Genomic DNA, 24,755 nt, shown 5'->3' on the forward strand with positions numbered 1-24,755 from the left:
CTCATACCTCCGATTCCACGGGTTTGGGGTCTTCAACCTCGCCCCCGGCCAGCAGGCCGGTGACCAGTTCGATCGCGCGGGGCACGGCCTGGGCCACGGCGGGGCTGAGCCCGACGCCCTCGGCGACGGTGGCCGGCTCGCAACCGACCACCAGGACCGGAAAGCCGTCACCGCCGAGCATGCGGCGCAGCCGCAGCACCGCCTCCGGCGCCATGCCATGGGCGTCCACGGCCCCGGCCGGGGCGTCGAGACCGTCCTCGGCCGCCTCGATCACGTAGAGAGTGCCGGGTTCACCACCGCGCTTCACGGCATCGACGAGGATCACGCGGTCGTAGCCGTACAGCAGTTCGTAGGCCAGGTGCAGGCCCCGGATCCCGTAGTCGGCCACGCGAACGCCCGGGGGCAGGTGCTGTCCCGCCTCGCGCGCCAGCCGCTGCGCGACCTCCACGCCGAAACCGTCGTCGCCGAGGAAGATGTTGCCGACCCCGGCCACCAGCACGCGCTCCTGCCCGCTCATGCGCTCCCCTCCCGCTCGGGCAGGGGCTCCAGTTCCTCGGGAGCGAAATAGCGGTACCGGCCCTGGGCGTGCTGCATCTCGGCCGCCGGATCGTCGTCCACGGTGACCGCGACGTGCGTCGTACCGTCCACGTCGGACAGCACCGCGCGGACGGTGGCCGTGCGGCCGTCGAGGAACATGTCCTGGGCGTCGGCGCGGCGCGTTCCGGGCCGCAGTCGGACGCGGGCCCCCACCGGAACGACCGTCCCGCCCACCAGCACGGTCCGGGATTCCGGTGCCGCGGCGGGCTCCTCCCCGGTGACCGACCGCAGGTAGCGCACCGTGCCGTGCAGCCGCTCCAGCAGTTCCGGCGGCATCGCGTCGATCCGGTCGACGAGGGTGCGCACCCGCTCGTCGGTGGCCCGCACCTCCCGCTTCTCCTCGTCGGTCAGCGTCATGGTGCGCAGGGTGAGGATCTCGTCGATCTCCGTGCCGTCGTAGAGCTCCCCCTGGCTCTCCGCGGCGACGGCCGGGTAGTCGTAGAGGATGATCGGCGAGGCGAGCATCGCGTCGTCACGGCCCGGCTCACCGAGCAGGACCGGCCAGAGCCGCTCGTTGCGGCACGCCTTGGCGGCAGGCGCGGCCCATTCCGGCGGATCCAGCAGCGACAGGAAACGCCCGCTGCTGACGGCGACCACCAGGTGTGCGGCGAGCAGCGCCCGGCGCAGCGCGTCCTGACGGCACGGTTCCTCGGTGTGCCACCGGCCGGTGTTGACCACCTCCACCCGCAGCCGGACACCCCCGTAGGGACCGCCGAGCGGTTCGGCGCGGGCCCGCAGCAGCCCCGTGACGGGGCGGGTGCGGCGCACGAGGCGTCCACCCGGCACCTCGTCGGCCTTCTCCGTGCCCTCCACCGAAACCGGGACCTCGACCGGGCCCGCCAGCAGTTCCGACACCGGAAGCACGGCGTCCACCTCGCGCTCCACGGCCTCGTCCCAACTGGTGAAGGTCGTCGCGCCCACGGCCAGCGACGGCACCGGCCGGTAGCGGCCGTCGTCCTGCCGCTGGTACACGGCCCGTTCCTGGACCTGCAGGAAGCGCAACCGGATGTGCACGGCGGCGCCCTTGCCGGGCTCCAGCAGCATTTCCGTGCACGCTTGCGCGTGCTCGCCGCGATCCGGCGACGCGTAGGCCGGTGGCATGAGGACGCCGAACTGCCAGCGCACCCGGTTCTTGGCCGCCGACGCGCGGTACGGGTAGAGCAGGTAGCCCTCGTACAGCACGGCATCGCCGATCGCCTTCGCCTGGTCGAACACGCTGGTCACGATGCCTCCGGTGGCTTGTTCGACACGCCCACCCGCACCCGGTCCGTGCTCGCGGCCGGGACTTCACCGGTTTCGGCCGCCGGTACCGCGGCGAGCAGCCGCTCCATCGCCGCGTCCCAGGTGGGAATCGCGTTCCGGGACTTGAAGCGCAGCAGGGCGTCCACGGTGTCGCGGTGCAGGCGGACCCAGGCCGACCCCGGGAAGTACTGCTCCATCAGCTCCCGCCACACCGGCACCGGCATCCGGTGCCGGGCTTCGTGGTGCCAGGGCACCTGCTCGACCCACAGGCCCCGTTCCCCCTTGCCGAACACGGTCCCGGAGAACAACAGCACGAGCGGCACCTCGCCGCCGCGCAGCGCGTGGAAGTACTTGCCCGCCGCGACCTCCAGGTCGTAGGTGCACGGCACCGGCAGGTCCACCTCGCAGCTGCCGGTGAACCCGGGCACCAGCACCGAGGCGGTGGCGAACTGCATCGGCTTGAGCGTCTCCCCCCAGCGTGAGCGTTCGCCGAACAGACCGGTCAGCAGTTCCGCCTCTTCCGGCGCGTATCCGCGCCGCTGCGGTTCGATGCGGAGCTGGCAGCGCAGCGCGATCGCGTGGACCGGCGTGCACGTGGGATCCGTGACGCGCAGACGGAACACCAGTGTGGGCGCCGCGGCGTGACGCAGGGGCGTCACCCGCAGGCAGTCGAAGGACAGTTCAGCCATCGTCGGCCTCCCCGGATCTGCTGCGCTGACGCAGCTTGTCGAAGAACCCGTCGATCGCCTGCCACGCCTCGGCTCCGCCGTCGAATCCGCGCCAGTGCAGCTTGGCCAGCCCCACCAGCTCGTAGCAGGCGTCGATCGGCACCAGAAACGCTTCGAACCCCTCCCCGGCCCGGTTGACCAGTACCGCCTCCACATCGGGTTCGGGGCTGCCGAGGACGGCGGTGGCCCCGGCCAGCAGGTGATCTCCCTCCTCGATCGGCAACAGCGACTCCGCCGCCCCGGCCGGGCCCGGATAGAAGGCGGTGGTCCGGCCCAGACGAGAGTTGGTGAAGAAGAACGCCATCCGCACCGGGATGGCCACCGCCTCCCACAGCCGCTCCCCGGCGGGGAACGAGGGGAGGTGCCGGTAGCGCCCGGGTACCGTCCGGAACCGGCCGCCGCCGGCCCCCGGCCTGGTGAACAGCAGGGCGCAACCGCGGCAGGCGCACTTGATCGTCCGCGATTCCAGATCGATCACGTGCCCGTGCCCGGGGCCCGCGGGCTCGGCGCAGAGCTCGCACTGCCGCCCCGGCACAGGCCGCGGCCTGCGCCGGAACCGCAGCAGCGGGCTGCTCACGACGCTTCCCGCGGAACCGGGCAGTCGAGCGTGACCACCGGGAGCAGCCTTCGCCCGGCGGCGGCCCCGGCGGGCACCATGCCCTCCACCTCGATCGCGCCGATCTCGGGTGCGGCGGCCCGGATCGCACGCTCGATCGCCTGTTTCACCGTTTCCGCCGACGACGGGCATCCGTCGCAGGTACCGGTGAGCCGGAGGCGGGCCACGCCCTCTCCTTCGCCGCCGGTCTCGATGCCGAGGAGTTCGACGTCCCCGGCGTGCGATCCCAGGTACGGCCGTACGTGCTCGAGGGCGGCCGTCACCCGCTCGTCCACCTCGACCGGGTGCAGGCCGTGCAGCACCAGCAGCCCGCCCACCAGTTCGTCGGAGGCCAGCGCCGCGAGCACTTCACCGGAGTCCGCCAAGAGTTCCGTCATGCGGGCCAGCGCCGCACCGTGGAACTCGAGCAGGGTGCGCACCAGTTCGCCGGCGCGCTCGCGGACCCCGGGATCGGCCGAGCTGTCCAGTTCGGACAGTATTCCTTCGATCCGCTCACCGGCCTCGTGGACGTCCATGGCTCAGCCCGCGGGGGTGAACGCGTGCGGGGTGTGGATGCGCTGCAGCGTCCGGCCGCCGCCGGTGTACATGTGCACACCGCAGGGCAGGCACGGATCGAAGCTGCGGACCGTGCGCATGATGTCGATCCCCTTGAAGTTCTCCTGCGTGTTCTCCTCGAAGATCGGCGTGTTCTGCACCGCGTCCTCGTACGGGCCCGGGGTGCCGTAGCTGTCCCGGACACTGGCGTTCCACGGCGTCGGCGGGTACGGGTGGTAGTTGGCGATCTTGCCGCCCTTGATCACCATGTGGTGGGACAGCACCCCGCGCACCGCCTCGGTGAACCCGCAGCTCACGCCCTCCTCGGGCACGGTGAACGGCTCCCAGGTCTTGGTGTGGCCGGCGCGGATCTCGGCCAGCGCCTTCTCGCAGAAGTGCAGCGCCATCGCCGCGCAGTAGGCCTGGAAGTAGGTGCGGGCGCGGTTGCGCTCCAGCGCGTTGCTCCACTGGGGGATCTTCCACTCGAAGGTCGTCTCGGGCTTGGTGACCGTGCGCGGCAGGTTGATCTGCACGCTGTGCCCGGTCGCTTTGACGTACCCGGTGTCGACCAGCCCGGACAGCGCGGTGGACCACAGCCGGGCCAGCGGCCCGCCGCCGGTGTCCAGCGGCAGGTGGTCGGTGCCGTCGAACCAGCGCGGCGACATCACCCAGGAGTACTTGTCGTCGAAGTCCCGCTTCTGCGGCTGCGGAATGGTGTGCTGGTTCCACGGATGCCGCGGATCCACCGGGTTGCCCAGCGGATCATGCGTGACGAACGGTTCCTCGCTGGTCCAGTCCTGGTAGTAGGAGCTGCCGAGCAGGATCCGGATGCCCAGGTTGATGTCGAGCAGGCTGTTGGTGACCAGACGCCCGTCCACCACGATCCCCGGCGTGACGAACATCTTGCGGCCCCAGTCCGCCATGTTCTCGTAGGTGAAGTCGCAGTGGTCGGGATCGTTGAGGGTGCCCCAGCAGCCGAGCAGGATCCGGCGCCTGCCGACCTCCTCGTAGCCGGGCAGGGCCTGGTAGAAGAAGTCGAACAGGTCGTCGTGCATCGGCACGACCCGCTTCATGAACTCGACGTACTTCATCAGCCGGGTCAGGTAGTCGGTGAACAGCTGCACGGTGGCCACCGTGCCCACGCCACCGGGGTACAAAGTGGACGGATGCACGTGGCGGCCCTCCATCAGGCAGAACATCTCCCGGGTCAGGCGCGAGACCTGCAGTGCCTCCCGGTAGAACTCGCCCTCCAGCGGGTTGAGCGAGCGCATGATGTCGCCGATGGTGCGGTAGCCGTGCTGTTCCGCGTGCGGCGCCTCGGTGCGGTTGGCCTGTTCGAGCACGCCGGGGTTGGTCTCGCCGACCATCTTCTCGCAGTAGTCCACCCCGACCAGGTTCTCCTGGAAGATGTTGTGGTCGAACATGTACTCGGCGGCCTCGCCGAGGTTGATGATCCATTCGCCGAGGTGCGGCGGGCGGACGCCGTAGGCCATGTTCTGGGTGTAGACCGAGCAGGTGGCGTGGTTGTCGCCGCAGATCCCGCAGATCCGGCTGGTGATGAAATGCGCGTCCCGCGGATCCTTGCCCTTCATGAAGATGCTGTAGCCGCGGAAGACCGAAGACGTGCTGTGGCACTCGACGACCCGTTTCTGGGCCCAGTCGATCTTGGTGTAGATGCCGAGGCTGCCCACGATCCTGGTGATCGGGTCCCAGGCCATCTCCACCAGGTCCGTCTTGGTGGTGCCGCCGCTCTTGCGTTGTGCCGCAGTAACCATCGCTGGAATACCTTTCGCTACGGTCCGGGCGCGGCGCTCACCACGGGGCGCGGTAGCCGGTCAGCAGCTTCCGCCCCTTGGTGCGCCACTTGGGTTCGGTGTCGGTGGTCTTCTCGGTGTAGGTCCGCAGCCGCCGGATCACCGATCCGTAGGCCCTGCTCATCGCCGAGGACAGGTGCGCCCCGGGCGGCTCGTCCATGAACGGCATGAACTTGTCGGGGAATCCGGGCATCGTGCAGCCGATGCAGATTCCACCCACGTTCGGGCAGCCGCCGATGCCGTTGATCCAGCCCCGTTTGGGCACGTTGCACTTGACCACCGGACCCCAGCACCCGATCTTGACCAGGCACTGCGGCGAGCCGTACTCCTCGGCGAACTGGCCCTGCTCGTAGTAGCCCGCGCGGTCGCAGTTCTCGTGCACGGTCGCGCCGAAGAGCCACGTCGGCCGCAGGTGTTCGTCGAGCGGGATCATCGGTGCCTGCCCCGCCGCCTGGTACAGCAGGTAAAGCAGGGTCTCGGAGAAGTTGTCCGGCAGGATCGGGCAGCCCGGCACGCAGATGATCGGGATGCCCGCGCTGGACTTCCAGTCCCAGCCCAGGTAGTCGGGCACGCCCATGGCGCCGGTCGCATTGCCCTCCATGGCGTGGATACCGCCGTAGGTGGCGCAGGTGCCCGCGGCCATCACGGCCAGTGCCTTGGGCGCCAGGCGGTCCAGCCACTCGCTGGTGGTTCGCGGCTGCCCGGTCTCGGGATCGTTGCCGAACCCGGACCAGTACCCTTCCTTCTTGATCGCCTCGTTCGGGATCGAGCCCTCGATCACCAGCACGAACGGATCCAGCTCACCGCGGTCGGCCTTGTACCACCATTCGATGAAGGTGTCGGCGCCCTTGTCCGGCCCGCATTCGAAGTCGATCAGCGGCCAGTGCACCGCCACCTTCGGCAGGCCCGGCAGGGCACCGAGCACGATTTCCTCGATGCTCGGCTGGGTGGCGGCGGTGAGCGCCACCGAATCCCCGTCACAGGACAGGCCCGCGTTGATCCACAGGATGTGGATCGGCTTTTCTTCTCCGCCCGGCACCGGTTGCCGGGATTCGGTTGCCGTTGTCATGCCTGATCACCTTCGCAAGGGTCGTCCGCCCGCGTCAGCCTGGCCCGCTTCCTGGGCCGCCAGCGCGCCGAGGGTCAGTTCCCACAGCGCGTGATAAATCGTGGTTTGCGCCTCCTGGATCCGGTGCACGGACGGCGAAGGCACCACGAACAGGTAATCGATGGAGTCCAGCTCGGCCATCTTTCCCCCGGCATAGCCGGAGATCCCGATGGTGAGCAGGCCGCGGCGGCTGGCCTCGGAGAACGCCCGCAGGAGGTTCTCGGAGTTGCCGCTGGTGGAAAGCCCGACCGCGATGTCCCCGGCACGGCCGAAGGCCCCGATCTGCCGGGCGAACACCACGTCGAATCCGACGTCGTTGGACAGCGCGGTGACCACCGCGATGTCGTTGGTCAGCCCGAAGGCGGGCAGGGGCCGGGCCTGCGGGTGCGGCGGGCCGAGGAACAGGCCCGCCAGGTCCTGGGCGTCGGTCGAACTGCCGCCGTTGCCGAAGGCCAGGAGCCTGCCGCCCGCGGAGAACGCGACGGCCATGCGCTGTGCGCACGCGGCGAGCCGCTCGCCATCGCGCTCCAGCACGTCGCGGCGCAGCTCGGTGATCTCCCTCGCCTTGTCCACTGTGGATGAACGCACCTCGTCGAGCACCTTGTCGAGGTTCGTGCTGTCGGCGTAGAGGAACGGGTAGAGCGCGGTCATGTCGGCGCCGGGCCCGGCCTGGCGGTTGGTCATGACGCCGCCCCTGCGGCCCCCGGGGCGGAGTCCCGGTCACCCACGAGCGCGATCGCCTCGCCGGCGTGCACCAGGACGGTGTCCCCGACGTGGGCGCGGACCAGGGCGACGCTCACCTCTTCGTGACCGGACCCGGTGTCGACCAGGGCGAGCCCGTCCGGCCGGAGTTCGAGCACCGTGACCTCGACCGCGGCGTCCGAACAGGTGATGCAGACCTCGTCGTGGCACTCCGGGACGTCCATCACGCCACCACGCCCGGACCGAGCAGCCCCGGTTGCTCGAAGAACACGTGTACCAGCTCCCAAAGGATGTGATAGGTGGTGACGTGGACTTCCTTCACCACGAGCGGATCGGCCGAGCGCGCCACGAGCACGTGCCCCAGTCCCGGCTCGCGGCCGATGCGCCCGCCGTCGCCGCCGGTCAGCGCGATCGTGGCCATGCCCAGTTCGCGGGCGGCGCGCAGGCCGCGCACCACGTTTTCACACTCACCATCGGTGGAGATGCCGAGCGCGATGTCGGGCGGTTCGGCGAGGAACCGGATCTGGTGGGCGAAGACCTCCTCCAGGCCGGCGCGGTTGGCGACGCCGGTCAGCGTCGCCACGTCGGAGGTGAGCGAGATCGCCGGCAGCGCCCGTTTGCCCACGATCACCGGGTGCACGAACTCCACCGCGACGTGCTGGGCGTCGGTGCTGGGGCCGCCGTTGCCGAACACCACCAGCTTGCCGCCGCGATGGAACCGCAGGGCCATCGTGTGGCAGGCCGCGGCCACGTCGCCCGCCTGCCCGGCCAGCCCGGCCACCGGTCCCACCCGGCGCTCGAAGACCGCGTCCACAGTGTCCGGTGGATCCGAAAACCGCGTCATCGCAGTCACTTCCTCGCGTGGTGGGAAAGGTCGGAATTCCTTCACCGTAAACGGTCCCGCTCGCAGGCCACAACCGGAAGCGGACGCCCGAACGGGCGGCCCTGCACGCTCAGCCGGTGCGGGTGATCCCCGACCCCGCCGCGGCGGGCAACACTTGCCGGGCAAGGGTTTTCCTGCCCTACCGGCGAGTACTCCGAACCCCGGCGACAGCATCGGAAAACCGTCTACAGTGGACTAATCCCGATGGGAAGGCCACGCCTTCAGCGCGAGTTCCGCAGTCGCCGCCAGCTCCGCGGGCGGGGCACCGTCCCTGGCCCGTTGCGACATCCCCTGGATGACGGCGGCGAAGTACGCGGCGAGCACCGCCGGATCGGCGTCACCGGGCAACTCCCCCGCACGCCGCGCCGCCCGGAGACGCGCCTCGAACACGGCGAGGTTGCTGTTGCGGATTTCCCGGAGTAAGGCTTCGACCTCGGCATCCTGGGCGGCGACGTTCGTGGCGGCGCTGATGGTCAGGCAGCCCGCCGGATGCGCCGGGTCCGCGTAGTTGCGCGCCGCTTCGCCCAGGATGCGGGCGAAGGCGCGATAGGCGGTCGCCTCCTCCTCCAGCGCCACGCCGATGAACGCACCGACGGGTGAACGGCCGTAGGCGCGCACCACCTCTTCGAACAGCGACCGCTTGTCCTTGAAGGTCGCATACAGGCTGCCCGGTTTGATGCCCATCGCCCCGGTCAGCTCGCTGACCGAGGTGGCCTCGTAGCCGCGCTCCCAGAACAGCCTGGTCGCCGCGGCCAGCGCGGCTTCACGGTCGAACCCCCTCGGCCGTCCCCGCCCCGCACGCGTCTCGCCCATGCCCCACATTCTAGAGCGCTCACTCAAGAAGTCGTGCTAGCCTATTTCTTGAGTTATCGCTCAAAAAATAGGAAGGTGGTCGACGACCATGGGCAGGAACTCCCTCGACGGCAGGATCGCGCTGGTCACCGGGGCCAGCCGGGGCATCGGGAGGGCGATCGCGGAACGGCTCGGCGCCGACGGCGCCCTCGTCGCCATCGGCTACGCCCGCGAGCGAGCCGCCGCCGACGAGGTCGTCGCGCGGATCCGCAAGGACGGCGGGCGCGCGTTCGCCCTGCACGCCCCACTCGGTCACCACGGCGACGCCGCGGCACTGTGGTCCGCGTTCGACGCGGCGGTGACCGAGCACGCGCCGGAAGGCGGGGTCGACATCATCGTGAACAACGCCGGGATCGGGCGGAGCTCGGACCTGGCCTCGCTCACCGAAGACGGGTTCGACGAGGTTTTCGCGGTGAACGTGCGCGCCCCGTTCTTCGTCGTGCAGCACGGCCTGAAGCGGTTGCGCGATGGCGGGCGCATCATCAACATCTCCAGCGGCGCGGCCCGCCTCGCGATGCCCGAAATCATCGCCTACGGGGCCACGAAGGGCGCCTTGGACACCTTCACGCTCAACCTCGCGAAGGAACTGGGACCGCGCGGTATCACCGCGAACTCCGTCGCCCCGGGCATCATCGACACCGACGTCAACGCCGGATGGCTGCGGGGCAATCCGGAGGCCGAACGCCATGCCGCCTCCCTCGCCGCGCTCGGGCGCGTCGGGCAGCCGGAGGACGTCGCCGCCGTCGTAGCCTTCCTCGCTTCCGAGGACGCCCGCTGGGTCACCGGCCGCGTCCTCGACGCCACCGGCGGCGCGGGCCTGTAGTCCTCACGAGAAAAGCGTGCCGGGCCCCGCCCTGGGCGGGGCCCGGCACCGCGCGGCTCAGACCGCCGCGTCCGCTGCGACAAGCCGGGACCGCGTCCGCCGCCACGCGATCACCAGGAACGCCACCAGTGCGATCAGCGGCAGGATGCTGATCGACCAGCTCAGCGCCATCGGCGGGCCGGGCTGGCCGAGCACCGTGAGGCCGCGCAGTTCGCCGGTACCACTGCCCTGCGGGCCGTCGATCCGGAACCGGAAGGTCCACTCGCCCGCGGACTTCAGCGAGCGCACGTCCAGGCCCCACACGTCGCGCTTGCGCGGATGGCGGGCCAGCGGCTGCATCCTCGTCATCCCGCCCACGGGGCTGATCTGGGCGAGCGTGCCCGTCTTGCCGTCGATCCCGCCGTCCGGGATGAAGGTGAAGTCCAGCGACTGCATCGCCCGCAGGGGCCACACGCTGAACCCGACCGTCATCCCGTACGGACCCACCTGCACCCGTTCGGTGTGCACGATGTTCACCGGCTCGTAGGCCGACGCCTCGGGGGCCGCCGTCGCGGTCAGCCCGAGCACCGCGAACAGCACCAGGATTCTCTTGAGCATGCTCACCGTCCTTCCGCCGGGGAGAGCAGCCGGAGCATCCGGCCGAAGCGGTGGCCGAGGAACCCGGCCAGCAGGCCGAGCACGGCACCAGCCACCGCGGTGGCGAGGACCGGCGTCGCTTCCGGAAGGTGCCTGCCGGTCACCCAGGCGGACTGGAACGGGGCGCAGACCGCGACGATCAGCGCCCCGGCCCCGCCCGCGAGCACCGCCGCCCACCGCATCGCCGGTGGGCGGGACCGGACCCACCACAGCAGACCCTCGACCACCGCGGCCACCACGAGCAGGCACATCGGCATCAGGGACGGCATTTCCGGTATCTCCCGGACGTAGTCGCGCACCGGCAGCCCGACCGCTCCCGCGTAGGCGCGCGCGGCCCACGGCGAAAACCACCAGAACACCGCCTGGATCACGGCGAGACCGAACGCGGTGACGAGCGCTCCCCCGGGCCTGCCGAGGAACCCGGCAGCGATCAGCACGATCAGCACCGACAGGAACCCGGTGCCCGCGTCGATCCAGCTCACCACTCCGTTGAGGTCCTGCAGGCCGAGCACGGTCACGGTGCTGAAGGCGAGCAGCACCGACAGCGCGGCCAGCGTGCCGGCCCGGCCCCAGCGCCACTGCCGCGCGGCGGCGAACACCATCACGGTCCCGACCATGGTGATCGAGATCGACAGCAGCAGGCCGATGTGGGGCGGGGAGTTGATCACCGCGTCGAATCCGTAGAGCCCGTGCCACCACTGGTCCCACAGCCCGTACAGGAGGAACGAGGCGGCCCCTGTCCCGGACACCAGATAGCCGAGCGGCGCGGCGAAGATCCCGAGCGTGCGCACCGCCCGCCCGCCGATCGCCGGGTCCGGGGTACTCCCGCGGCGCTGGGCCGCGGTGGCGGCGAGCACCATGACCAGGCTGGCGATCCCGGAGATCGCGCTGCCCGAGTACAGGAACAGGTGCGGCACGGTGAAGAACGTGTCCGGGCCGACATCGCTGTGCCACTGCACGTCCCAGGTGAGCCCGATCAGTGAAATCACCGTGCCACCGAGCACGGTCAGTGCCGAGGGCATCCCTCTCGCCCGGGCGGCTCCGGTGCGGGCCACCCGGTCCACGGTCAGATCCATCCTCCTCCTATCCCTTGACCAGTAACGGAATCACGAGTTGTTCCGTCCCGAGTGGACCTTCCAGCACGAGCGTGAGCTCCCACTGACCGGACATCGGGAGGGTCGCCTCGGCCCGGTAGCTGCCGGGGCCGGACACGGTCGCCGGCACCGGCGCGAGGGCGTGTCCCATCTGCGGCATCACCGGTTCCACCCGGACTTCCTCCACTGAGGACGGTGTGACTTCGAGGCTCAGCGCGTTCACGCCCACGCGCGGATCTTCCACGCTCAGCCGCACCTGGTAGATCCGTCCGGCGGCCTGTTGCACCACGGTCCCGGCATCGGCGGAGGGCAGGCACAGCCAGACCACGATCGCGGCGGCCAGCACCAGCGGGGCCAGGACGAACATTCGGCGACGGGTCATCCCCCGGCTCCCTTCATGGGCACGTCGATGGTCACCGGCACCGTCCGCACCGAGAAACCGCGCTCGGCCTGGATCCACAGCCGGTACCGGCCGGGCAGCGGGAAGGTGTACGTGAACGACAGGTCCGGCCCGTAGGCCGCGACCGTCTCGTCGGGCGGGCCGCCGGCCGGACCGGGCAACGGCGGGAGCATCGCGTGGGCGTGCCCCCAGACCGGTGCCGACAGCGCGGCGGCGCTCACCGGGGCGCCCTCGGGCAGCGGGCCGACGACGATCAGATGACCGAGCATGCCCAGCCACGGCTGGAGGTCGCCCGCTTCGGCCAGGCGCGCGGTGATCGTGCTCGGGCTCCCCGCGCCTTCCACCACGGTCCGGACCGTGGCCGCGGTGGTCTCCGGAGACGGCGCCGGGACCCCCGCCCGGACCTCGAGGGCGGACCGGACGAGCTGGACTCCCCCGCCGCGCCGGGCCACCTCGGCCGCCAGGGCGTATTCACCGGGTTCGGGCGGGCGCAGGCGAACCCGGTAGCCGCCGGCCGCGACGCGGTACGGATGCAGGTGCCACAGCTGTCCGGACGGACCGACGACGACCAGGTGGACGAGCGCGTCGTCCCGCACCAGCAGATCGTCCACCGGCCGTCCGGTCGCCGCGTCCGAGAACGCGAGGTCCAGATCGACCGCCCGGCCCGCGGCGGCGTCACCTGCGACGGACAGCGTCACCGGCGGCCGCGAGAAGTCCGTTGTGGACAGTACGCGGTAGGGGTCGGTCACGGTGTCGACGGTGGGATCGAGCTGACTGCCGGGCTGCGGCGGCTGGGGCGTGCCCGCCGACAGGAGGGCGGCCGTGACCGCGACCGAGAGTGCGGCCACCATCGCCGCGCCGGGCACCAGTGCGATCCATGAGCGCCGTGCGCGCACCGCGGCCGCCAAGGCGACGAGCAGCAGCGCCCCGGCGGCCACGAATCCGCCGTAGGCCGCCCTCTCCCAGGGGGCGACCACCCGGGCGGGCACGAGGAACGGGATGCGCGCGACCTCCTGGCCGTCGTCGACGGACAGCTCCCACGGCCCGGGCTGGTCCACGCCGAGGGTGGCGGCATAGGAACCCGGCACCCCGCCCAGTGTGAGCGAAGCGCTGCTGCTCCCCTTGCCCTGCGTCGCGGTCGCGCGCAGGTTCAGCACCCCGGGTGCGCCCCCGGCGTGCGAGACGACTTCGACCCGCAGCGGACCGGGCACCGGTTCGGCGCGCCGGATCACCACGGTCAACTCCCGGTCGCCGAGCGTCTGCGCGACGGACAGATCGCTCCCGCTCGGCGCCCCGTCGGCGAAGGCGGGCACCGCGCCGCACACGCTCAGTACGAGCGCGCCGGCCAGCGCCACCAGCGCCCCGCGAAAACCCCGGATCCCCATCGGCACGGACGTTAACCGGGTCCGCCGCCCGCCCGCGTCACCGCGAAGAGGGAACCGCCATCCCCCACGAGAGGGAGGCATCCCCTAGGGACCTACGAGCTCCTGCCGGACGCCGCGGTGAGGGGACCCTCACGGGCAAGAAGGCAGGACGGCGCGGATCGGCACCACCGACCGACGATGGCAGATGCTGTCGTCATCTAGGATCGGTCCATGGGTCGATGGGAACCGAACGCGCGCGGCAGGCTCCAGCAGGCGGCGCTGGAGCTCTACGGCGAACGCGGGTTCGACCAGACCACGGTGGCCGAGATCGCCCAGCGGGCCGGGCTCACCGAACGCACGTTCTTCCGGCACTTCTCCGACAAGCGGGAGGTGCTGTTCACGGGCACGGAAGCCCTGCGGGAACTTCTTGTGCGCGCCATCGCCGAAGCGCCCGATTCCGCGGCCCCGATCGAGGCGGCGGCCGCGGCGCTGACCGCGATCGGCGGCGCCATCCCGGACCGCGAATTCTCGCGGCAGCGGCAGGCCGTCATCGAGGCCAACGCGGAACTGCGTGAGCGGGAACTGATCAAGCTCGCCTCCCTCGGTTCGGCGTTCGCCGGGGCCCTGCGCGAGCGCGGAGTAGCCGATCTCACCGCGAGCCTGACCGCCGAAGCGGGAATGGCGGTCTTCCGGGTGGCGTTCGAGCGCTGGCTCACCAGCGACGGCCGGAACGACCTGACGGGACACATCCAGGAGTCACTCGACGAGCTCAGGGCCGTGACCGCGGGCCGGTGAGTCAGGGCCGGACGAGGCCGTGCCGGTAGGCGTAGGCGACCGCGTGCACCCGGTCGCGAAGGCCGAGCTTCGCCAGCACCCGTGAAACGTGCGTTTTGACCGTCTCCTCGCCGACCCGCAGTTCCGCGGCGATTTCCGCGTTGCTGAACGCGTTCGCGACCAGCAGCAGCACCTCGCGCTCACGCGAGGTCAGCCTGCTCACCTCGGGCGGCTCCTCCGGCGGCTCGATGCCGGCCGCGAACCGGGCCACGAGCCTGCGCGTCACCGACGGGTCGATGAGCGCACCACCGCGCGCCGCGACCCGCACCGCGGAAAGCATTTCCTCCGGGGGCAGGCTCTTGAGCAGGAAACCACTCGCCCCGGCCCGCAGCGCGCGGTAGACGTAGTCGTCCGAATCGTAGGTGGTCAGCACCAGCACCTTGGTCCGGTTGCCCGGCTGAGCGAGGATCGCCTCCGTCGCCGCGAGGCCGTCGAGCTTGGGCATCCGCACGTCGAGCACGGCCACATCCGGACGCAGCCTGCCCGCCTCGCTCACCGCGGCCCGCCCGTCGGCCACCTCCGCCACGCACGTGAGATCCGCCTGGGTGTCCAGCACCGCGCGCAGGCCCGAGCGGAACAGCGCGTGGTCATCGGCGAGAAGAACGGTCAGCCCGGCTTCGGCAGTATCGTTCACGCGGCCTTCAGTGATCTGCGGGACACCCGCACCCGGTCGGCCCACGCGAACAGGGCTTCGCCAGTATCGTTCACGCGGCCTCCAGTGATCTGCCGGACACCCGCACCCGGTCGGCCCACGCGAACAGGGCTTCGCCAGTATCGTTCACGCGGCCTCCAGTGATCTGCGGGACACCCGCACCCGGTCGGCCCACGCGAACAGGGCTTCGCCAGTATCGTTCACGCGGCCTCCAGTGATCTGCAGGACACCCGCACCCGGTCGGCCCACGCGAACAGGGCTTCGCCAGTAGCGTTCACGCGGCCTCCAGTGGGACGGGAAACGCCGCGCTCAGTCGCCACAGCGGCCCATCGGGGCCGTAGCTGAGGCGGCCACCGTAGAGGGCGACGCGTTTGAAAATGCCCGCGAGACCGTGGTGCGGCTCGCCGGTCCGCCTGCCGTGCTGCCTCACCGCGTTCGTGACGGTGAGCACGACTTCGGCCTCCCGGTAGACGAGTTCGACCTCGACGGTACCGCCGTCACCGTGGCGCAGGGCGTTGGTCAGCGCTTCCTGCGCCACCCGGTACAGCGCGATGTCCATCGAGCCGGGCAGATCCCGCCGCTTCCCCTCGACCGTCAGCCGCGCGGGCAACCCGTCGAGCAGCGCACCGAGGTTTTCCAGTCCGGGCTGGCGGCGCGCGTCCGCGTCCTGCCCGTGCAGCAGGTCCAGCAGGCGGCGCAGATCGGCCATGGCCGCCCTCGTCGCGGACTCGACGGCGGAAAGCGACCGCCACACCGGGGTGTCCCGTTCGGCCAGGCCGAGCCGCGCGGCCCCCGCGTGCACCCCGATCGCGCTGACGTGGTGGGAGATCACGTCATGGAGATCGCGCGCGATGGCGCTGCGTTCCTCGGCGACCGCGCGCCGGACCGCCTCGGCCTCACGCCGTTCCACGTCGGCGATGTAACCGCGCCGCGCCGTGGTGTACCGGCCGACCAGCCACGGCAGCAGACCGCTGGTGAGCGCGTTCAGCACCAGCAGCCGCCAGTCCGGCACGTTCCCGGCGATCAGGTGGCAGGCCACGAGCGCCGAGACCAGTGCCGCGACCGCCACCGCGGCCTGCCCCGGGCGCAGCCACGCGCCCGCCCGGTACCCGGCTATCAGCACACCCGCGTTGTCCATGTTGCGCCTGGTGTGGCCCCCGGGAAGCAGCAGCGGGCCCAGGATCAGGACCACCGCGTGCGCGAGGGCGACCCACCCGGACAAGCGCGCCGGACCGGCCAGTGCGGCGTCGACGAACACGGTGGCGGCGAACACCGTCCACACGCGCCAGTCGTCCAGCGGCGGTCCCGCGATCAGGAAGATCCCGGCGTCTGCCGCCACGCACACACCCGCCACCAGCGCCGCCTGCCACGCCAGTGCCCCCTTCACGTCCCGCACGCCCCAACCTTGCCATGGCGGCGCCCGCCGGTGCGGGCACCTGCCCGCATGGCTACCGGTCCAGGCAGGGGCGTTTCGGATCGAAGGTCCAGTCCGGCACCAGGCGGCGCATGGCGACCGTGTCGTCGCGCGCCCCGAGCCCGTGCCGCAGGTAACGCTCGTGCGCGAGTTCGACCCGGTCCGGGTCCAGGTCGACGCCGAGGCCGGGCCGCCGGGGCAGCGCGATCTCGCCACCGCGGATCTGAAGCGGCCGCTTCGTCAGGCGCTGCCCGTCCTGCCAGATCCAGTGGGTGTCGATCGCGGTGATCTCGCCGGGTGCCGCGGCGGCGGCGTGGGTGAACATGGCGAGCGAGACGTCGAAGTGGTTGTTGGAGTGCGAACCCCAGGTCAGGCCCCACGCCGCGCAGAGCTGGGCCACCCGCACCGCACCGTGGAGCGTCCAGAAGTGCGGGTCGGCGAGCGGGATGTCGACCGCCTGGGCGCGCACGGCGTGCCCGAGTTCCCGCCAGTCCGTGGCGATCATGTTGGTGGCGGTGGGCAGGCCGGTGGCCCGCCGGAACTCCGCCATGGTCTCCCGGCCCGAGTAGCCGCCCTCCGGACCGCACGGATCCTCCGCGTAGGCCAGCACCTCCCGCAGCGAGCGGCCGATCCGCACCGCCTCCGCCAGCGGCCAGCAACCGTTGGGGTCGAGCGTGATGCGGGCGCCCGGGAAACGCCGGGCGAGGGCACGCACCGCTTCGGCCTCCTGCCCGGCGGGCAGCACACCGCCCTTGAGCTTGAAGTCGCGGAACCCGTATTTCGCTTCGGCGGCTTCAGCCAGGCGGACCACGGCTTCGGGGGTGAGCGCCTCCTCGCCGCGGACGCGGAACCACTCGTCCGCACTGCCGCTTTCGTCGCGGTAGGGCAGGCCGGTGCGCGTGCGATCACCGAGATAGAACAGGTATCCCAGCACCGGGACCCGGTCACGCTGCCTGCCGTCGCCGAGCAGGTCCGCGACCGGCACTTCCAGGTACTGCCCGAGCAGGTCGAGCAGGGCGGCCTCGATCGCGGTCACCGCGTGGACGGTGATCCGCAGGTCGAAGGTCTGCCCGCCCCGGCCGCCGGCGTCCCGGTCGGCGAACCGCGACCGGACCGAGCCGAGCACGGCGTGGAAGGCGCTCACCGGACGGCCGAGCACCAGTTCCCTGGCTTCTTCGAGGGTGCCGCGGATGCGCTCGCCACCGGGGACCTCGCCCACTCCGGTGCGCCCGTCGGAATCGGTGAGGATCACCAGGTTCCGGGTGAAGAAGGGTCCGTGGGCTCCGCTGAGGTTGAGCAGCATGCTGTCCTCGCCGGCGACGGGGACGACACGCATCGCGGTGACTCGGGGGGTACCGGGCATGGACCTTCCTCCGCGCGTCGGGCCCGGCACTCGGCGGCGCGGGCGGTGCCGACGCTAGGGCAGCCGCGCGACGCACGTCCAACACCGATCGCGCATCGGCCGATACCCCCGGCGCACGGCGGTGACGCCCGCGCGCCCCGGCGCGGCCGTCACCGCCGTGCCATCAGGGCCGCTCGTCGGTGAGCGACGCGATGACGGTCTTGATGTCCGTCCGCGGACCGCGGTTGTAGGGGAGCTTGGACAGCATCATGCCCATGGCACAGGTGTTGCTGACCGCCGCGAAGACGAGCCCGGCACCGACCGCGGTACCGATCAGGTGCGCGCCCGGGACGACCAGGCCGACCAGCCCGGTGACCAGCACCAGGGAACCGGCCACGAGCCGCACCTGGCGTTCGAGGTCCCAGCGGGGCTTGCCGCGCACGACACTCAGGCCCGCCGCCTCCCAGGCGAGGATTCCGCCCTCGAGAACGCGCAGGTTCTCCAGCCCGGCTTCGGCCAGGGCCTTCCGTGCCTGTGCGGCGCGGTTGCCGGAGCGGCAGATGAGCACGACCTCGTGGTCCAGGTGGTGCAGCAGTTCGGCGCGGTGCTCGCGCAGCGTGTCGAGCGGCACGTTGTACGAGCCGGGGATGTGGACGGTCTGGAACTCGCCCGGGGATCGCACGTCCAGCAGCCGCGGAGCGTTCTCGCCCCGCATCAGCTCACCGAGGCCCGCGGGCCCGAGGTTTTCCGTACGTCGCGCGGAAGAGTCGATGGTAGTGATGATGGCCTCGCAAAAAGTGGGGACGGGTACTCGCGGACACCCCGCCGGGCGGCGGGTCGCACTCGCTCCGGGCTCTATACCTATGGGGGTATCCGTCCGCCAGGGTAGCCAAGCCTTGGACAGTGGTCAAACGCCTCCCGGCCCCGCCCGCCCTCCCCGGCCGGCACTACCTGGGACCTGGGGCGTGCCCCCAAGGTGGCCTTGAGGGCGTTGATGACCCTGAAGGCGACCTCCAGGGCATCCCGCCCCGGCCCGAGCGTGGGACTCACCCGGCGAACCCGAGCCGACCGGACTTTGCCGAGGCCCTGGCCCTATCGACCGTGCGGGGCCCCTCACGGCGACGCGTACCATGCGTCACGGAACCGGATCCGGATCGTCAGGCGAGGAGGTCATGATCGGCACCGCGACCGGCAGGACCACCCGGGCGGAGCGGGTCAGCGCCACCCGGGACGCCATCCTCACCACCGCCGAACGGCTCTTCGCCGAGCACGGCCTGTTCGCCGTCTCCAATCGCCAGATCAGCGAGGCGGCGGGCCAGGGCAACAACACCGCCGTCGGCTATCACTTCGGCACCAAGGCCGATCTCGTCCGCGCCATCGTGCGGCGGCACGCCGAACCGATCGAGCGGCTGCGCCAGGAGATGGTCGCCCGGTGCGCCGGGTCCACCGACATCCGCGACTGGGTCGGCTGCCTGATCCGCCCCTTCACCGAACACCTCGCCGCGCTGGGCAATCCCACCTGGTACGCCCGCTTCGGCGCACAGGTGATGACCGATCCGGGGTTCCGCCGGATCATGACCGAGGAGTCGCTCGGCTCCCCCTCGCTCCACGAGGTCGTCGCCGGGCTCGACCGCTGCCTGCCCGACCTGCCGTCCGAGGTCCGCGCCGAGCGCGGTGACATGGCCCGTCAGCTGATGGTCCACATGTGCGCCGAACGTGAGCGGGCCCTCGCCGAGGGCACGCCCACGCCGCGCGCCACCTGGCGGGATGCCAGCAGCGGCCTCGTCGACGCCATCACCGGTCTCTGGCTCGCCCCGGTCACCGGGGCGAACTAACCAGCCCAGGGTGTGCCGTGAAGGCCCCCTTCACGGTCGAATCGGCTGTGAAGGGACCCTTCACGGCCACAGTCCCAGCACTTAAATCAATCGCTTGACTTAGGGTCTCGGGCCCGGTTAGCTGGTCACAGAATCAGGACCTAGTTCGAGGAGGATGTGCGGTGAGCCACGACGAGGGCGCGCACAAGCTCGCCTACCCGATTCCCAGCCCCGGCGCGCTGGAGCCGCCCGCGGAGTGGGCCGAACTGCGGCAGCGATACCCGGTCGCGACGGTGACGCTTCCCAGCGGGGACGAGGCGACGCTGCTCACGCGGTACGACGACGTCCGGCAGGTCCTCTCCGATCCGCGGTTCACCCGGAGCTCCCCGGATGCCGCCCGCATCTCCGCGAACAAGTCCGGCGGGGTGTTCAACAGCGAGATGGCCACCGCGCTGCCGCAGTCCGGCGAGGAGCACCTCCGGTGGCGGCGGCGGATCTCCCGGTGGTTCACGGCCAAGCGGATGGCCGCCCTGCGCCCCGGCATCGAAGCCATGGCCGATCAGCTGATCGACGAGATGCTGGCGCAGGGCGCTCCCGCGAACCTGAAGGCCGCGCTGGGCTTTCCGCTCCCGGTCTGGGTGATCTGCACGATGCTCGGTGTTCCCGAGTCCGACCGGAACCGGTTCGCCCACTGGTCGGACACGCTGCTCAACCTGACCCGCTACACCGACGAAGAGGTGCAGCAGGCCCAGTCGGAGTTCGTCGCGTACATGTCGGCCCTCGTCGCGGAGAAGCGTGCCGAACCGGGCGACGACCTGCTCAGCGAGCTGGCCCACGGCGAGGATCCGATGTCCGAAACCGAACTGGTGGCCACCGGCCAGGCCCTGCTGGTGGCCGGGCACGAGACGACCGCGAACATGATCGGCAAGATGGTCGCCCTGCTGCTGGCCGACCGGCGTCGCTGGGAAAGCCTGGTCGAGGACCGGTCGCTGGTGCGCAGCGCGGTGGAGGAGGCGCTGCGTTTCGACGCGAACGCCGGGTTCGGCATGCCGCGCTACATCCCCGAGGAAGCCGAGGTGGCCGGTACTCGATTCGCCGGGGGCACGACGCTGGTGTGCAGCATGGGGTCCGCCAACCGGGACGAACGCGCCTTCGACGGTGCCGGCGAGATGAACCTCGCCCGCACCCCGAATCCCCATCTCGCCTTCGGGGCGGGCGCGCACTCGTGCCTCGGCCAGGCGCTGGCCCGCACCGAACTCCAAGCCGTGCTCGACGTGCTGCTGCGCAGGCTCCCCTCGCTCGAACTGGCTGTCGGCGTCGAGGAGCTGCACCGGCTCGAGGGACTGGCCGTCGGAGGGCTCCGCGAGGTCCCGGTGCGGTGGTGACCGCGCGGGCCGAGCGCGGCGCGACGACCCGCGAGCTCATCCTCACCACGGCGGAACGGCTGTTCGCCGAACGCGGGGTGTACGCGGTGTCGAACCGCCAGATCAGCGAAGCGGCGGGGCAGGGCAACACCGCGGCCGTCGGCTACCACTTCGGCGGCAGGACCGACCTGGTCCGCGCGATCGTGCGCGGGCACAGCCGGGAGATCGACCGGATCCGGGAGCGGATGATCGCCCAGGTGCGGGGTTCCCGCCGGATCCGGGACTGGGTGGCCTGCCTGGTGCGCCCGACCGCCGAGCACCTGGACGCCCTCGGCACCCCCAGCTGGTTCGCGCGGTTTTCGGCACAGGTGATGACCGATCCCGTGCTGCGCGCGGTCATGGCCGAGGAGTCGCTCGGCTCGCCGTCGCTCGTGCACGCCGTCGAAGGGCTCAGGCCCTGCCTGCCCGACCTGCCACCCGAGGTGCGGGCCGAGCGCAACGACATGGCACGCCAGTTGATGGTGCACGTGCCCGCCGAACGCGAACGGGCGCTGGCCGACGGCGCCCCCACGGCCCGGGCCGGCTGGCACGACGCGGCCACCGGCCTGATCGACGCGATCACCGGCCTGTGGCTCGCCCCGGTCACGGAGGGTCCGTGACCGTTTCCCTGGGAGGACCGACGATGAAAGTGACCGTGGACGAAGAGAAATGCTGCGGCGCCGGGCAGTGCGTGCTGCTCGCGCCCGAGGTCTTCGACCAGCGCGACGAGGACGGGATCGTGATCCTGCTCGACGCCGGACCGGCGCCCGCACTGCACCCCGCGGTGCGCGAGGCCGCCAGTGTCTGCCCCGCCGCCGCCATCGCGTTGAGCGAGGATGCGTGAGCACTACCGAAGGCGTCCTCGTGGTGGGCGCCTCCGCGGCCGGGCTGACCACGGTGGAAGCCTTGCGCCGCAAGGGCTACTCGGGCCGGGTGACGGTGCTGGGCGAGGAGCCGCACCAGCCCTACGACCGGCCGCCACTGTCCAAAGAGGTCCTTTCCGGCACCTGGGAGCCGGAACGCGCCCGGCTGCGCACGGCCGACGCTCTGTCCGTTTTGGACGCCGAGTTCGTTCTCGGCGACCCCGCCACCTCGCTCGACGCGGCGTCCCGCACCGTGACCACCGCGTCCGGGCGGGTCCTGTCCGCCGAGACGGTCGTGGTGGCCACCGGCCTGCGGCCCCGGCGGCTGCCCGGTCAGGCCGGGCTGGCCGGGGTGCACGTGCTGCGCACGCTCGACGACGCGCTCGCCCTGCGGGCCGCCCTGACGGCGTCCTCGCGGCTCGTGGTCGTCGGGGAAGGCGTGCTCGGCAGCGAAATCGCCGCCACCGCCCGCACCCTGGGTCTGGACGTCACCATGACCGGGCCCCAGCGGGCGCCGCTGGCGGGCCAGGTCGGGCCGCTCGTGTCGGACCTGCTCGCCGAACTGCACCGCGAGCAGGGGGTCCGGCTGCGGCTCGGCAGCGGGGTCACCGGCCTGACCTCGGGCGACGGACGGGTCACCGGCGTCCGGCTCGACACCGGCGAGGTGCTGCCCGCCGACTTGGTCGTGGTGGCCATCGGCGCCACCCCGGCCACCGAATGGCTCGAAGACAGCGGACTGCGGCTGGACGACGGCGTGGTGTGCGACTCCCGATGCCGTGCGGCGGAAGGAATCTACGCCGCCGGGGACATCGCCCGCTGGTACCACGAGCGGCTCGGCACGCTGCTGCGGCTGGAAAACCGCACGAACGCCACGGAGCAGGCCATCGCGGTCGCGGGCGCCATCCTCGGCGAGGACCGGCCCTACACACCCGTGCCCTACTTCTGGACCGACCAGTTCGATGCCAGGATCCAGGTACACGGCGTGCTTCCCGCCGGGGCCGAAACAACCATTGTGGACGGTGACCCGGCACGGCGCCGGTTCGTCGCGCGGTACCACCGCGACGGGGTGGTCACCGGCGTCCTCGGCTGGAAGATGCCGAAACAGGCCCGCCAGCGCCGCGGGGAGATCGGCGGCGCACCGCCCCTGCCCACGCAAACCCCTTGACCACGAGGAGGAACCGATGACCAGCACCCTCGATCCCACCGGACTCCCGGACTTCCCGATGGCCCGGGCGGCAGGCTGCCCCTTCGACCCGCCGCCGGAGGGCCTGGCGAAGCTGCGGGAGGGACCGCTCACCCGGGTCCGCCTGTGGGACGGCAGCACCCCCTGGCTGGTGACCCGCTACGCCGAAGGCCGCGCCCTGCTGTCCGATCCCCGGGTCAGCGCCGACGTCCACCGGCCCGGCTACCCGTCGCCGGTGCCGGTGCGGCCGGGCGGACCGGGCATCAGCTTCATCCTGATGGACGATCCGGGGCACGCCCGCCTGCGGCGCATGGTGACCGCTCCCTTCACGATCAAACGAGTCCAGAACCTGCGCCCGGCCGTGCAGAAGATCGTCGACGAGCGCATCGAAGCCCTGCTCGCCGGGCCGAAACCGGCCGACCTGGTCGAAGAGTTCGCGCTGCCGGTGCCCTCGCTGGTGATCTGCGCGCTGCTCGGGGTGCCCTATGCCGACCACGATTTCTTCCAGCGCAACAGCAAGATCATCATCAAGCGCGGCGCAACGCCGGAACAGCGGATGGCCGCCTCCGTCGCGCTGACCGAATACCTCGACCGTCTCCTGGGCGAGAAACTCGCCGACCCCGGCGAGGACCTGCTGTCCGGACTCGCCGGTCGCATCAGGGCCGGGGAACTGACCCGGCAGGACGCGGCACAGATGGGTGTGCTGTTGCTCATCGCCGGTCACGAGACCACCGCGAACATGATCGCGCTGGGCACTTTGGCCCTGCTCGAACACCCCGGCCAGCTGGCGCTGCTCCGCGACAGCGACGACCCCAGGGTGGTCACCTCCGCCGTGGAGGAACTGCTGCGCTACCTGACGATCACGCACAATGGCAGGCGCCGCGTCGCCCGGGAGGACATCGACGTCGCCGGGCAGACCATCCGGGCGGGCGAGGGGATCATCGTGGCCGCCGACCTCGGCAACCGCGACCCGGAAGCCTTCCCCGACCCCGGCCGTCTCGATCTCACGCGCGACGCCCGCCACCACGTCGCGTTCGGTTTCGGCGTGCACCAATGCCTCGGCCAGCCGCTGGCCCGGCTCGAACTGCACGTCGTCTACAGCACGCTCTACCGGCGCATCCCCACGCTGCGCCTCGCCACGGACGTCGAGCGGATCCCGTTCAAGCACGACGGATCCGTCTACGGCGTCTACGAACTCCCCGTCACCTGGTGACGTCCACCGCTTCCCGGAAAGGTTCCCATGAAGGTCACCATCGATCAGGACAAGTGCGTCGCCTCCGGCCAGTGCGTGGTCGCCGCCGCCGAGGTGTTCGACCAGCGCGAGGAGGACGGCATCGTCGTGCTGCTGAACACCAATCCGCCCGTCGGGCAGGCGGAGGACGTCCGCCACGCGGCCACCGTCTGCCCCGCACTGGCCATCACCCTCGAGGAGTAGGCCCGGTGCCCCTCGCGGCTGCCTTGCCGTGAGGGGCCCCCTCACGGCCAATACGGCCAGTGCCCCGGCAAAGTCCGGTCGGCTCGGGTCCGCCGGCGAGTCCCACGCTCGGGGCCGGGGCGGGATGCCCTGAAGGTCGCCTTCAGGGGCATCAACGCCCTCAAGCCCACCTTGAGGGCACGCCCCCGGTCCCAGCAGTGCCGTTCCCCTGTCCTAACGACTGCCGTGAGGGGACCCCTCACAGCCTCGTCCCCACGCTTCCCAGCACCGGCGTGGCATGTGTCCACAGTGGAATGAGACGGGCGTTTCGGGGGAATTGTGAAGATAGTTCATGATTCGTGCCCGCGTCGGCCGCCGTTCAGCTCGCGTTAGCCCGGACAGTGCCCGGTGGACCTACCGTCTGGCGGTCGGTCCACCACACG

Annotated in this window: 28 protein-coding genes; 9 read left to right on the forward strand and 19 right to left on the reverse strand. The window is 71.3% G+C overall.

All coding sequences use genetic code 11. From position 1 onward, the window contains the following. Window position 1: 1 nt before the first annotated feature. The 11 genes from ORV05_RS16560 to ORV05_RS16610 all read right to left on the reverse strand — a co-directional run bounded on the left by ORV05_RS16560 (window position 2) and on the right by ORV05_RS16610 (window position 9,037). On the reverse strand, window positions 2-517 hold the full coding sequence (locus tag ORV05_RS16560; protein ID WP_268759399.1) for a hydrogenase maturation protease: 516 nt from the start codon (window positions 515-517) through the stop codon (window positions 2-4). Further along, a complete protein-coding gene (locus ORV05_RS16565) occupies window positions 514-1,821 on the reverse strand; it encodes a hypothetical protein (protein ID WP_268759400.1) in 1,308 nt (435 codons plus the stop codon). The genes ORV05_RS16560 and ORV05_RS16565 overlap by 4 nt, the downstream gene beginning before the upstream one ends. Then, window positions 1,818-2,528, reverse strand: a complete 711-nt coding sequence (locus ORV05_RS16570; protein ID WP_268759401.1) for a DUF6084 family protein — start codon at window positions 2,526-2,528, stop codon at window positions 1,818-1,820. The genes ORV05_RS16565 and ORV05_RS16570 overlap by 4 nt, the downstream gene beginning before the upstream one ends. Beyond that, window positions 2,521-3,144: a DUF5947 family protein gene (locus ORV05_RS16575; RefSeq protein ID WP_268759402.1), complete on the reverse strand. Its 624-nt coding sequence runs from the start codon at window positions 3,142-3,144 to the stop codon at window positions 2,521-2,523. The genes ORV05_RS16570 and ORV05_RS16575 overlap by 8 nt, the downstream gene beginning before the upstream one ends. Beyond that, on the reverse strand, window positions 3,141-3,698 hold the full coding sequence (locus ORV05_RS16580; RefSeq protein WP_268759403.1) for a NifU family protein: 558 nt from the start codon (window positions 3,696-3,698) through the stop codon (window positions 3,141-3,143). Before ORV05_RS16580 ends, ORV05_RS16575 begins: the two co-directional genes overlap by 4 nt. A gap of 3 nt (window positions 3,699-3,701) precedes the next feature. Further along, a complete protein-coding gene (locus ORV05_RS16585; RefSeq protein ID WP_268759404.1) occupies window positions 3,702-5,492 on the reverse strand; it encodes a nickel-dependent hydrogenase large subunit in 1,791 nt (596 codons plus the stop codon). Window positions 5,493-5,529: 37 nt separating this feature from the next. Next, window positions 5,530-6,600: an NADH-quinone oxidoreductase subunit B family protein gene (locus ORV05_RS16590; RefSeq protein WP_268759405.1), complete on the reverse strand. Its 1,071-nt coding sequence runs from the start codon at window positions 6,598-6,600 to the stop codon at window positions 5,530-5,532. 6 nt (window positions 6,601-6,606) lie between these two features. Next, window positions 6,607-7,323 carry a D-sedoheptulose-7-phosphate isomerase gene (locus ORV05_RS16595; protein ID WP_268759406.1) on the reverse strand — a complete coding sequence of 239 codons (717 nt, stop codon included), beginning with the start codon at window positions 7,321-7,323 and terminating at the stop codon, window positions 6,607-6,609. Further along, complete coding sequence (locus tag ORV05_RS16600; protein ID WP_268759407.1) at window positions 7,320-7,565, reverse strand: HypC/HybG/HupF family hydrogenase formation chaperone; 246 nt, start codon at window positions 7,563-7,565, stop codon at window positions 7,320-7,322. The genes ORV05_RS16595 and ORV05_RS16600 overlap by 4 nt, the downstream gene beginning before the upstream one ends. Beyond that, entirely contained in the window at window positions 7,565-8,185 is a 621-nt protein-coding gene (locus ORV05_RS16605; protein ID WP_268759408.1) for a D-sedoheptulose-7-phosphate isomerase, read from the reverse strand. Before ORV05_RS16605 ends, ORV05_RS16600 begins: the two co-directional genes overlap by 1 nt. 234 nt (window positions 8,186-8,419) lie before the next feature. Continuing rightward, complete coding sequence (locus ORV05_RS16610) at window positions 8,420-9,037, reverse strand: TetR/AcrR family transcriptional regulator (protein ID WP_268759409.1); 618 nt, start codon at window positions 9,035-9,037, stop codon at window positions 8,420-8,422. Window positions 9,038-9,125: 88 nt separating this feature from the next. Here ORV05_RS16610 and ORV05_RS16615 point away from each other — a divergent pair, with 88 nt between their 5' ends. Further along, the gene (locus ORV05_RS16615) at window positions 9,126-9,899 is read left to right on the forward strand and encodes an SDR family oxidoreductase (RefSeq protein WP_268759410.1); all 774 of its coding nucleotides are present in this window, start codon (window positions 9,126-9,128) and stop codon (window positions 9,897-9,899) included. Between the two features lie 57 nt (window positions 9,900-9,956). Here the strand turns inward: ORV05_RS16615 and ORV05_RS16620 are convergent, their stop codons facing one another. From ORV05_RS16620 to ORV05_RS16635, 4 genes are read right to left on the reverse strand one after another with little or no spacing between them, the layout of a single operon-like run. Beyond that, complete coding sequence (locus ORV05_RS16620) at window positions 9,957-10,496, reverse strand: hypothetical protein (RefSeq protein ID WP_268759411.1); 540 nt, start codon at window positions 10,494-10,496, stop codon at window positions 9,957-9,959. A 2-nt stretch (window positions 10,497-10,498) separates the two neighbouring features. Continuing rightward, window positions 10,499-11,611 (reverse strand): hypothetical protein, encoded by a 1,113-nt coding sequence (locus ORV05_RS16625; protein ID WP_268759412.1) that lies wholly within the window; start codon window positions 11,609-11,611, stop codon window positions 10,499-10,501. A gap of 7 nt (window positions 11,612-11,618) precedes the next feature. Next, a complete protein-coding gene (locus tag ORV05_RS16630) occupies window positions 11,619-12,011 on the reverse strand; it encodes a FixH family protein (RefSeq protein WP_268759413.1) in 393 nt (130 codons plus the stop codon). Continuing rightward, window positions 12,008-13,414 (reverse strand): hypothetical protein, encoded by a 1,407-nt coding sequence (locus ORV05_RS16635; protein WP_268759414.1) that lies wholly within the window; start codon window positions 13,412-13,414, stop codon window positions 12,008-12,010. Before ORV05_RS16635 ends, ORV05_RS16630 begins: the two co-directional genes overlap by 4 nt. Window positions 13,415-13,624: 210 nt before the next feature. Here ORV05_RS16635 and ORV05_RS16640 point away from each other — a divergent pair, with 210 nt between their 5' ends. Beyond that, window positions 13,625-14,188 carry a TetR family transcriptional regulator gene (locus tag ORV05_RS16640; RefSeq protein ID WP_268759415.1) on the forward strand — a complete coding sequence of 188 codons (564 nt, stop codon included), beginning with the start codon at window positions 13,625-13,627 and terminating at the stop codon, window positions 14,186-14,188. 1 nt (window position 14,189) lies between these two features. Here ORV05_RS16640 and ORV05_RS16645 read toward each other — a convergent pair whose 3' ends face one another. The 4 genes from ORV05_RS16645 to ORV05_RS16660 form a co-directional block, all read right to left on the reverse strand. After that, the gene (locus tag ORV05_RS16645; RefSeq protein WP_268759416.1) at window positions 14,190-14,861 is read right to left on the reverse strand and encodes a response regulator; all 672 of its coding nucleotides are present in this window, start codon (window positions 14,859-14,861) and stop codon (window positions 14,190-14,192) included. Window positions 14,862-15,153: 292 nt separating this feature from the next. Further along, a complete protein-coding gene (locus tag ORV05_RS16650) occupies window positions 15,154-16,275 on the reverse strand; it encodes a sensor histidine kinase (protein ID WP_268759417.1) in 1,122 nt (373 codons plus the stop codon). A gap of 52 nt (window positions 16,276-16,327) precedes the next feature. Beyond that, window positions 16,328-17,656 carry an enolase C-terminal domain-like protein gene (locus ORV05_RS16655; RefSeq protein ID WP_268759418.1) on the reverse strand — a complete coding sequence of 443 codons (1,329 nt, stop codon included), beginning with the start codon at window positions 17,654-17,656 and terminating at the stop codon, window positions 16,328-16,330. A gap of 163 nt (window positions 17,657-17,819) precedes the next feature. Continuing rightward, window positions 17,820-18,350 (reverse strand): rhodanese-like domain-containing protein, encoded by a 531-nt coding sequence (locus ORV05_RS16660; protein ID WP_268759419.1) that lies wholly within the window; start codon window positions 18,348-18,350, stop codon window positions 17,820-17,822. 457 nt (window positions 18,351-18,807) lie between these two features. Between ORV05_RS16660 and ORV05_RS16665 the strand changes: the two genes are divergently transcribed. From ORV05_RS16665 to ORV05_RS16695, 7 genes are all read left to right on the forward strand, one after another. Then, on the forward strand, window positions 18,808-19,470 hold the full coding sequence (locus ORV05_RS16665; protein WP_268759420.1) for a TetR/AcrR family transcriptional regulator: 663 nt from the start codon (window positions 18,808-18,810) through the stop codon (window positions 19,468-19,470). Between the two features lie 161 nt (window positions 19,471-19,631). Beyond that, on the forward strand, window positions 19,632-20,834 hold the full coding sequence (locus tag ORV05_RS16670) for a cytochrome P450 (protein WP_268759421.1): 1,203 nt from the start codon (window positions 19,632-19,634) through the stop codon (window positions 20,832-20,834). Then, window positions 20,831-21,472: a TetR/AcrR family transcriptional regulator gene (locus tag ORV05_RS16675; RefSeq protein WP_268759422.1), complete on the forward strand. Its 642-nt coding sequence runs from the start codon at window positions 20,831-20,833 to the stop codon at window positions 21,470-21,472. Before ORV05_RS16670 ends, ORV05_RS16675 begins: the two co-directional genes overlap by 4 nt. Window positions 21,473-21,495: 23 nt before the next feature. Next, window positions 21,496-21,696 (forward strand): ferredoxin, encoded by a 201-nt coding sequence (locus ORV05_RS16680; protein ID WP_268759423.1) that lies wholly within the window; start codon window positions 21,496-21,498, stop codon window positions 21,694-21,696. Continuing rightward, window positions 21,693-22,880, forward strand: a complete 1,188-nt coding sequence (locus tag ORV05_RS16685; protein WP_268759424.1) for an NAD(P)/FAD-dependent oxidoreductase — start codon at window positions 21,693-21,695, stop codon at window positions 22,878-22,880. The genes ORV05_RS16680 and ORV05_RS16685 overlap by 4 nt, the downstream gene beginning before the upstream one ends. Window positions 22,881-22,896: 16 nt before the next feature. After that, window positions 22,897-24,111, forward strand: a complete 1,215-nt coding sequence (locus tag ORV05_RS16690; RefSeq protein WP_268759425.1) for a cytochrome P450 — start codon at window positions 22,897-22,899, stop codon at window positions 24,109-24,111. A 27-nt stretch (window positions 24,112-24,138) separates the two neighbouring features. After that, entirely contained in the window at window positions 24,139-24,333 is a 195-nt protein-coding gene (locus ORV05_RS16695) for a ferredoxin (RefSeq protein WP_268759426.1), read from the forward strand. Window positions 24,334-24,755: the final 422 nt, after the last annotated feature.

The organism is Amycolatopsis cynarae, assembly GCF_026802195.1.
GTDB classification, from domain to species: domain Bacteria; phylum Actinomycetota; class Actinomycetes; order Mycobacteriales; family Pseudonocardiaceae; genus Amycolatopsis_E; species Amycolatopsis_E rhizosphaerae.

What these genes read in the sequence shown, in the direction of transcription:
- ORV05_RS16605 (WP_268759408.1), bottom strand. Translation starts at nt 8,185, where the DNA reads ATGACGCGGTTTTCGGATCCACCGGACACTGTGGACGCGGTCTTCGAG.
- ORV05_RS16590 (WP_268759405.1), bottom strand. Translation starts at nt 6,600, where the DNA reads ATGACAACGGCAACCGAATCCCGGCAACCGGTGCCGGGCGGAGAAGAA.
- ORV05_RS16585 (WP_268759404.1), bottom strand. Translation starts at nt 5,492, where the DNA reads ATGGTTACTGCGGCACAACGCAAGAGCGGCGGCACCACCAAGACGGAC.
- ORV05_RS16655 (WP_268759418.1), bottom strand. Translation starts at nt 17,656, where the DNA reads ATGCCCGGTACCCCCCGAGTCACCGCGATGCGTGTCGTCCCCGTCGCC.
- ORV05_RS16695 (WP_268759426.1), top strand. Translation starts at nt 24,139, where the DNA reads ATGAAGGTCACCATCGATCAGGACAAGTGCGTCGCCTCCGGCCAGTGC.
- ORV05_RS16660 (WP_268759419.1), bottom strand. Translation starts at nt 18,350, where the DNA reads ATGCGGGGCGAGAACGCTCCGCGGCTGCTGGACGTGCGATCCCCGGGC.
- ORV05_RS16610 (WP_268759409.1), bottom strand. Translation starts at nt 9,037, where the DNA reads ATGGGCGAGACGCGTGCGGGGCGGGGACGGCCGAGGGGGTTCGACCGT.
- ORV05_RS16560 (WP_268759399.1), bottom strand. Translation starts at nt 517, where the DNA reads ATGAGCGGGCAGGAGCGCGTGCTGGTGGCCGGGGTCGGCAACATCTTC.
- ORV05_RS16680 (WP_268759423.1), top strand. Translation starts at nt 21,496, where the DNA reads ATGAAAGTGACCGTGGACGAAGAGAAATGCTGCGGCGCCGGGCAGTGC.
- ORV05_RS16570 (WP_268759401.1), bottom strand. Translation starts at nt 2,528, where the DNA reads ATGGCTGAACTGTCCTTCGACTGCCTGCGGGTGACGCCCCTGCGTCAC.
- ORV05_RS16615 (WP_268759410.1), top strand. Translation starts at nt 9,126, where the DNA reads ATGGGCAGGAACTCCCTCGACGGCAGGATCGCGCTGGTCACCGGGGCC.
- ORV05_RS16600 (WP_268759407.1), bottom strand. Translation starts at nt 7,565, where the DNA reads ATGGACGTCCCGGAGTGCCACGACGAGGTCTGCATCACCTGTTCGGAC.
- ORV05_RS16690 (WP_268759425.1), top strand. Translation starts at nt 22,897, where the DNA reads ATGACCAGCACCCTCGATCCCACCGGACTCCCGGACTTCCCGATGGCC.
- ORV05_RS16620 (WP_268759411.1), bottom strand. Translation starts at nt 10,496, where the DNA reads ATGCTCAAGAGAATCCTGGTGCTGTTCGCGGTGCTCGGGCTGACCGCG.
- ORV05_RS16630 (WP_268759413.1), bottom strand. Translation starts at nt 12,011, where the DNA reads ATGACCCGTCGCCGAATGTTCGTCCTGGCCCCGCTGGTGCTGGCCGCC.
- ORV05_RS16595 (WP_268759406.1), bottom strand. Translation starts at nt 7,323, where the DNA reads ATGACCAACCGCCAGGCCGGGCCCGGCGCCGACATGACCGCGCTCTAC.
- ORV05_RS16665 (WP_268759420.1), top strand. Translation starts at nt 18,808, where the DNA reads ATGATCGGCACCGCGACCGGCAGGACCACCCGGGCGGAGCGGGTCAGC.
- ORV05_RS16640 (WP_268759415.1), top strand. Translation starts at nt 13,625, where the DNA reads ATGGGTCGATGGGAACCGAACGCGCGCGGCAGGCTCCAGCAGGCGGCG.
- ORV05_RS16580 (WP_268759403.1), bottom strand. Translation starts at nt 3,698, where the DNA reads ATGGACGTCCACGAGGCCGGTGAGCGGATCGAAGGAATACTGTCCGAA.
- ORV05_RS16635 (WP_268759414.1), bottom strand. Translation starts at nt 13,414, where the DNA reads ATGGGGATCCGGGGTTTTCGCGGGGCGCTGGTGGCGCTGGCCGGCGCG.
- ORV05_RS16625 (WP_268759412.1), bottom strand. Translation starts at nt 11,611, where the DNA reads ATGGATCTGACCGTGGACCGGGTGGCCCGCACCGGAGCCGCCCGGGCG.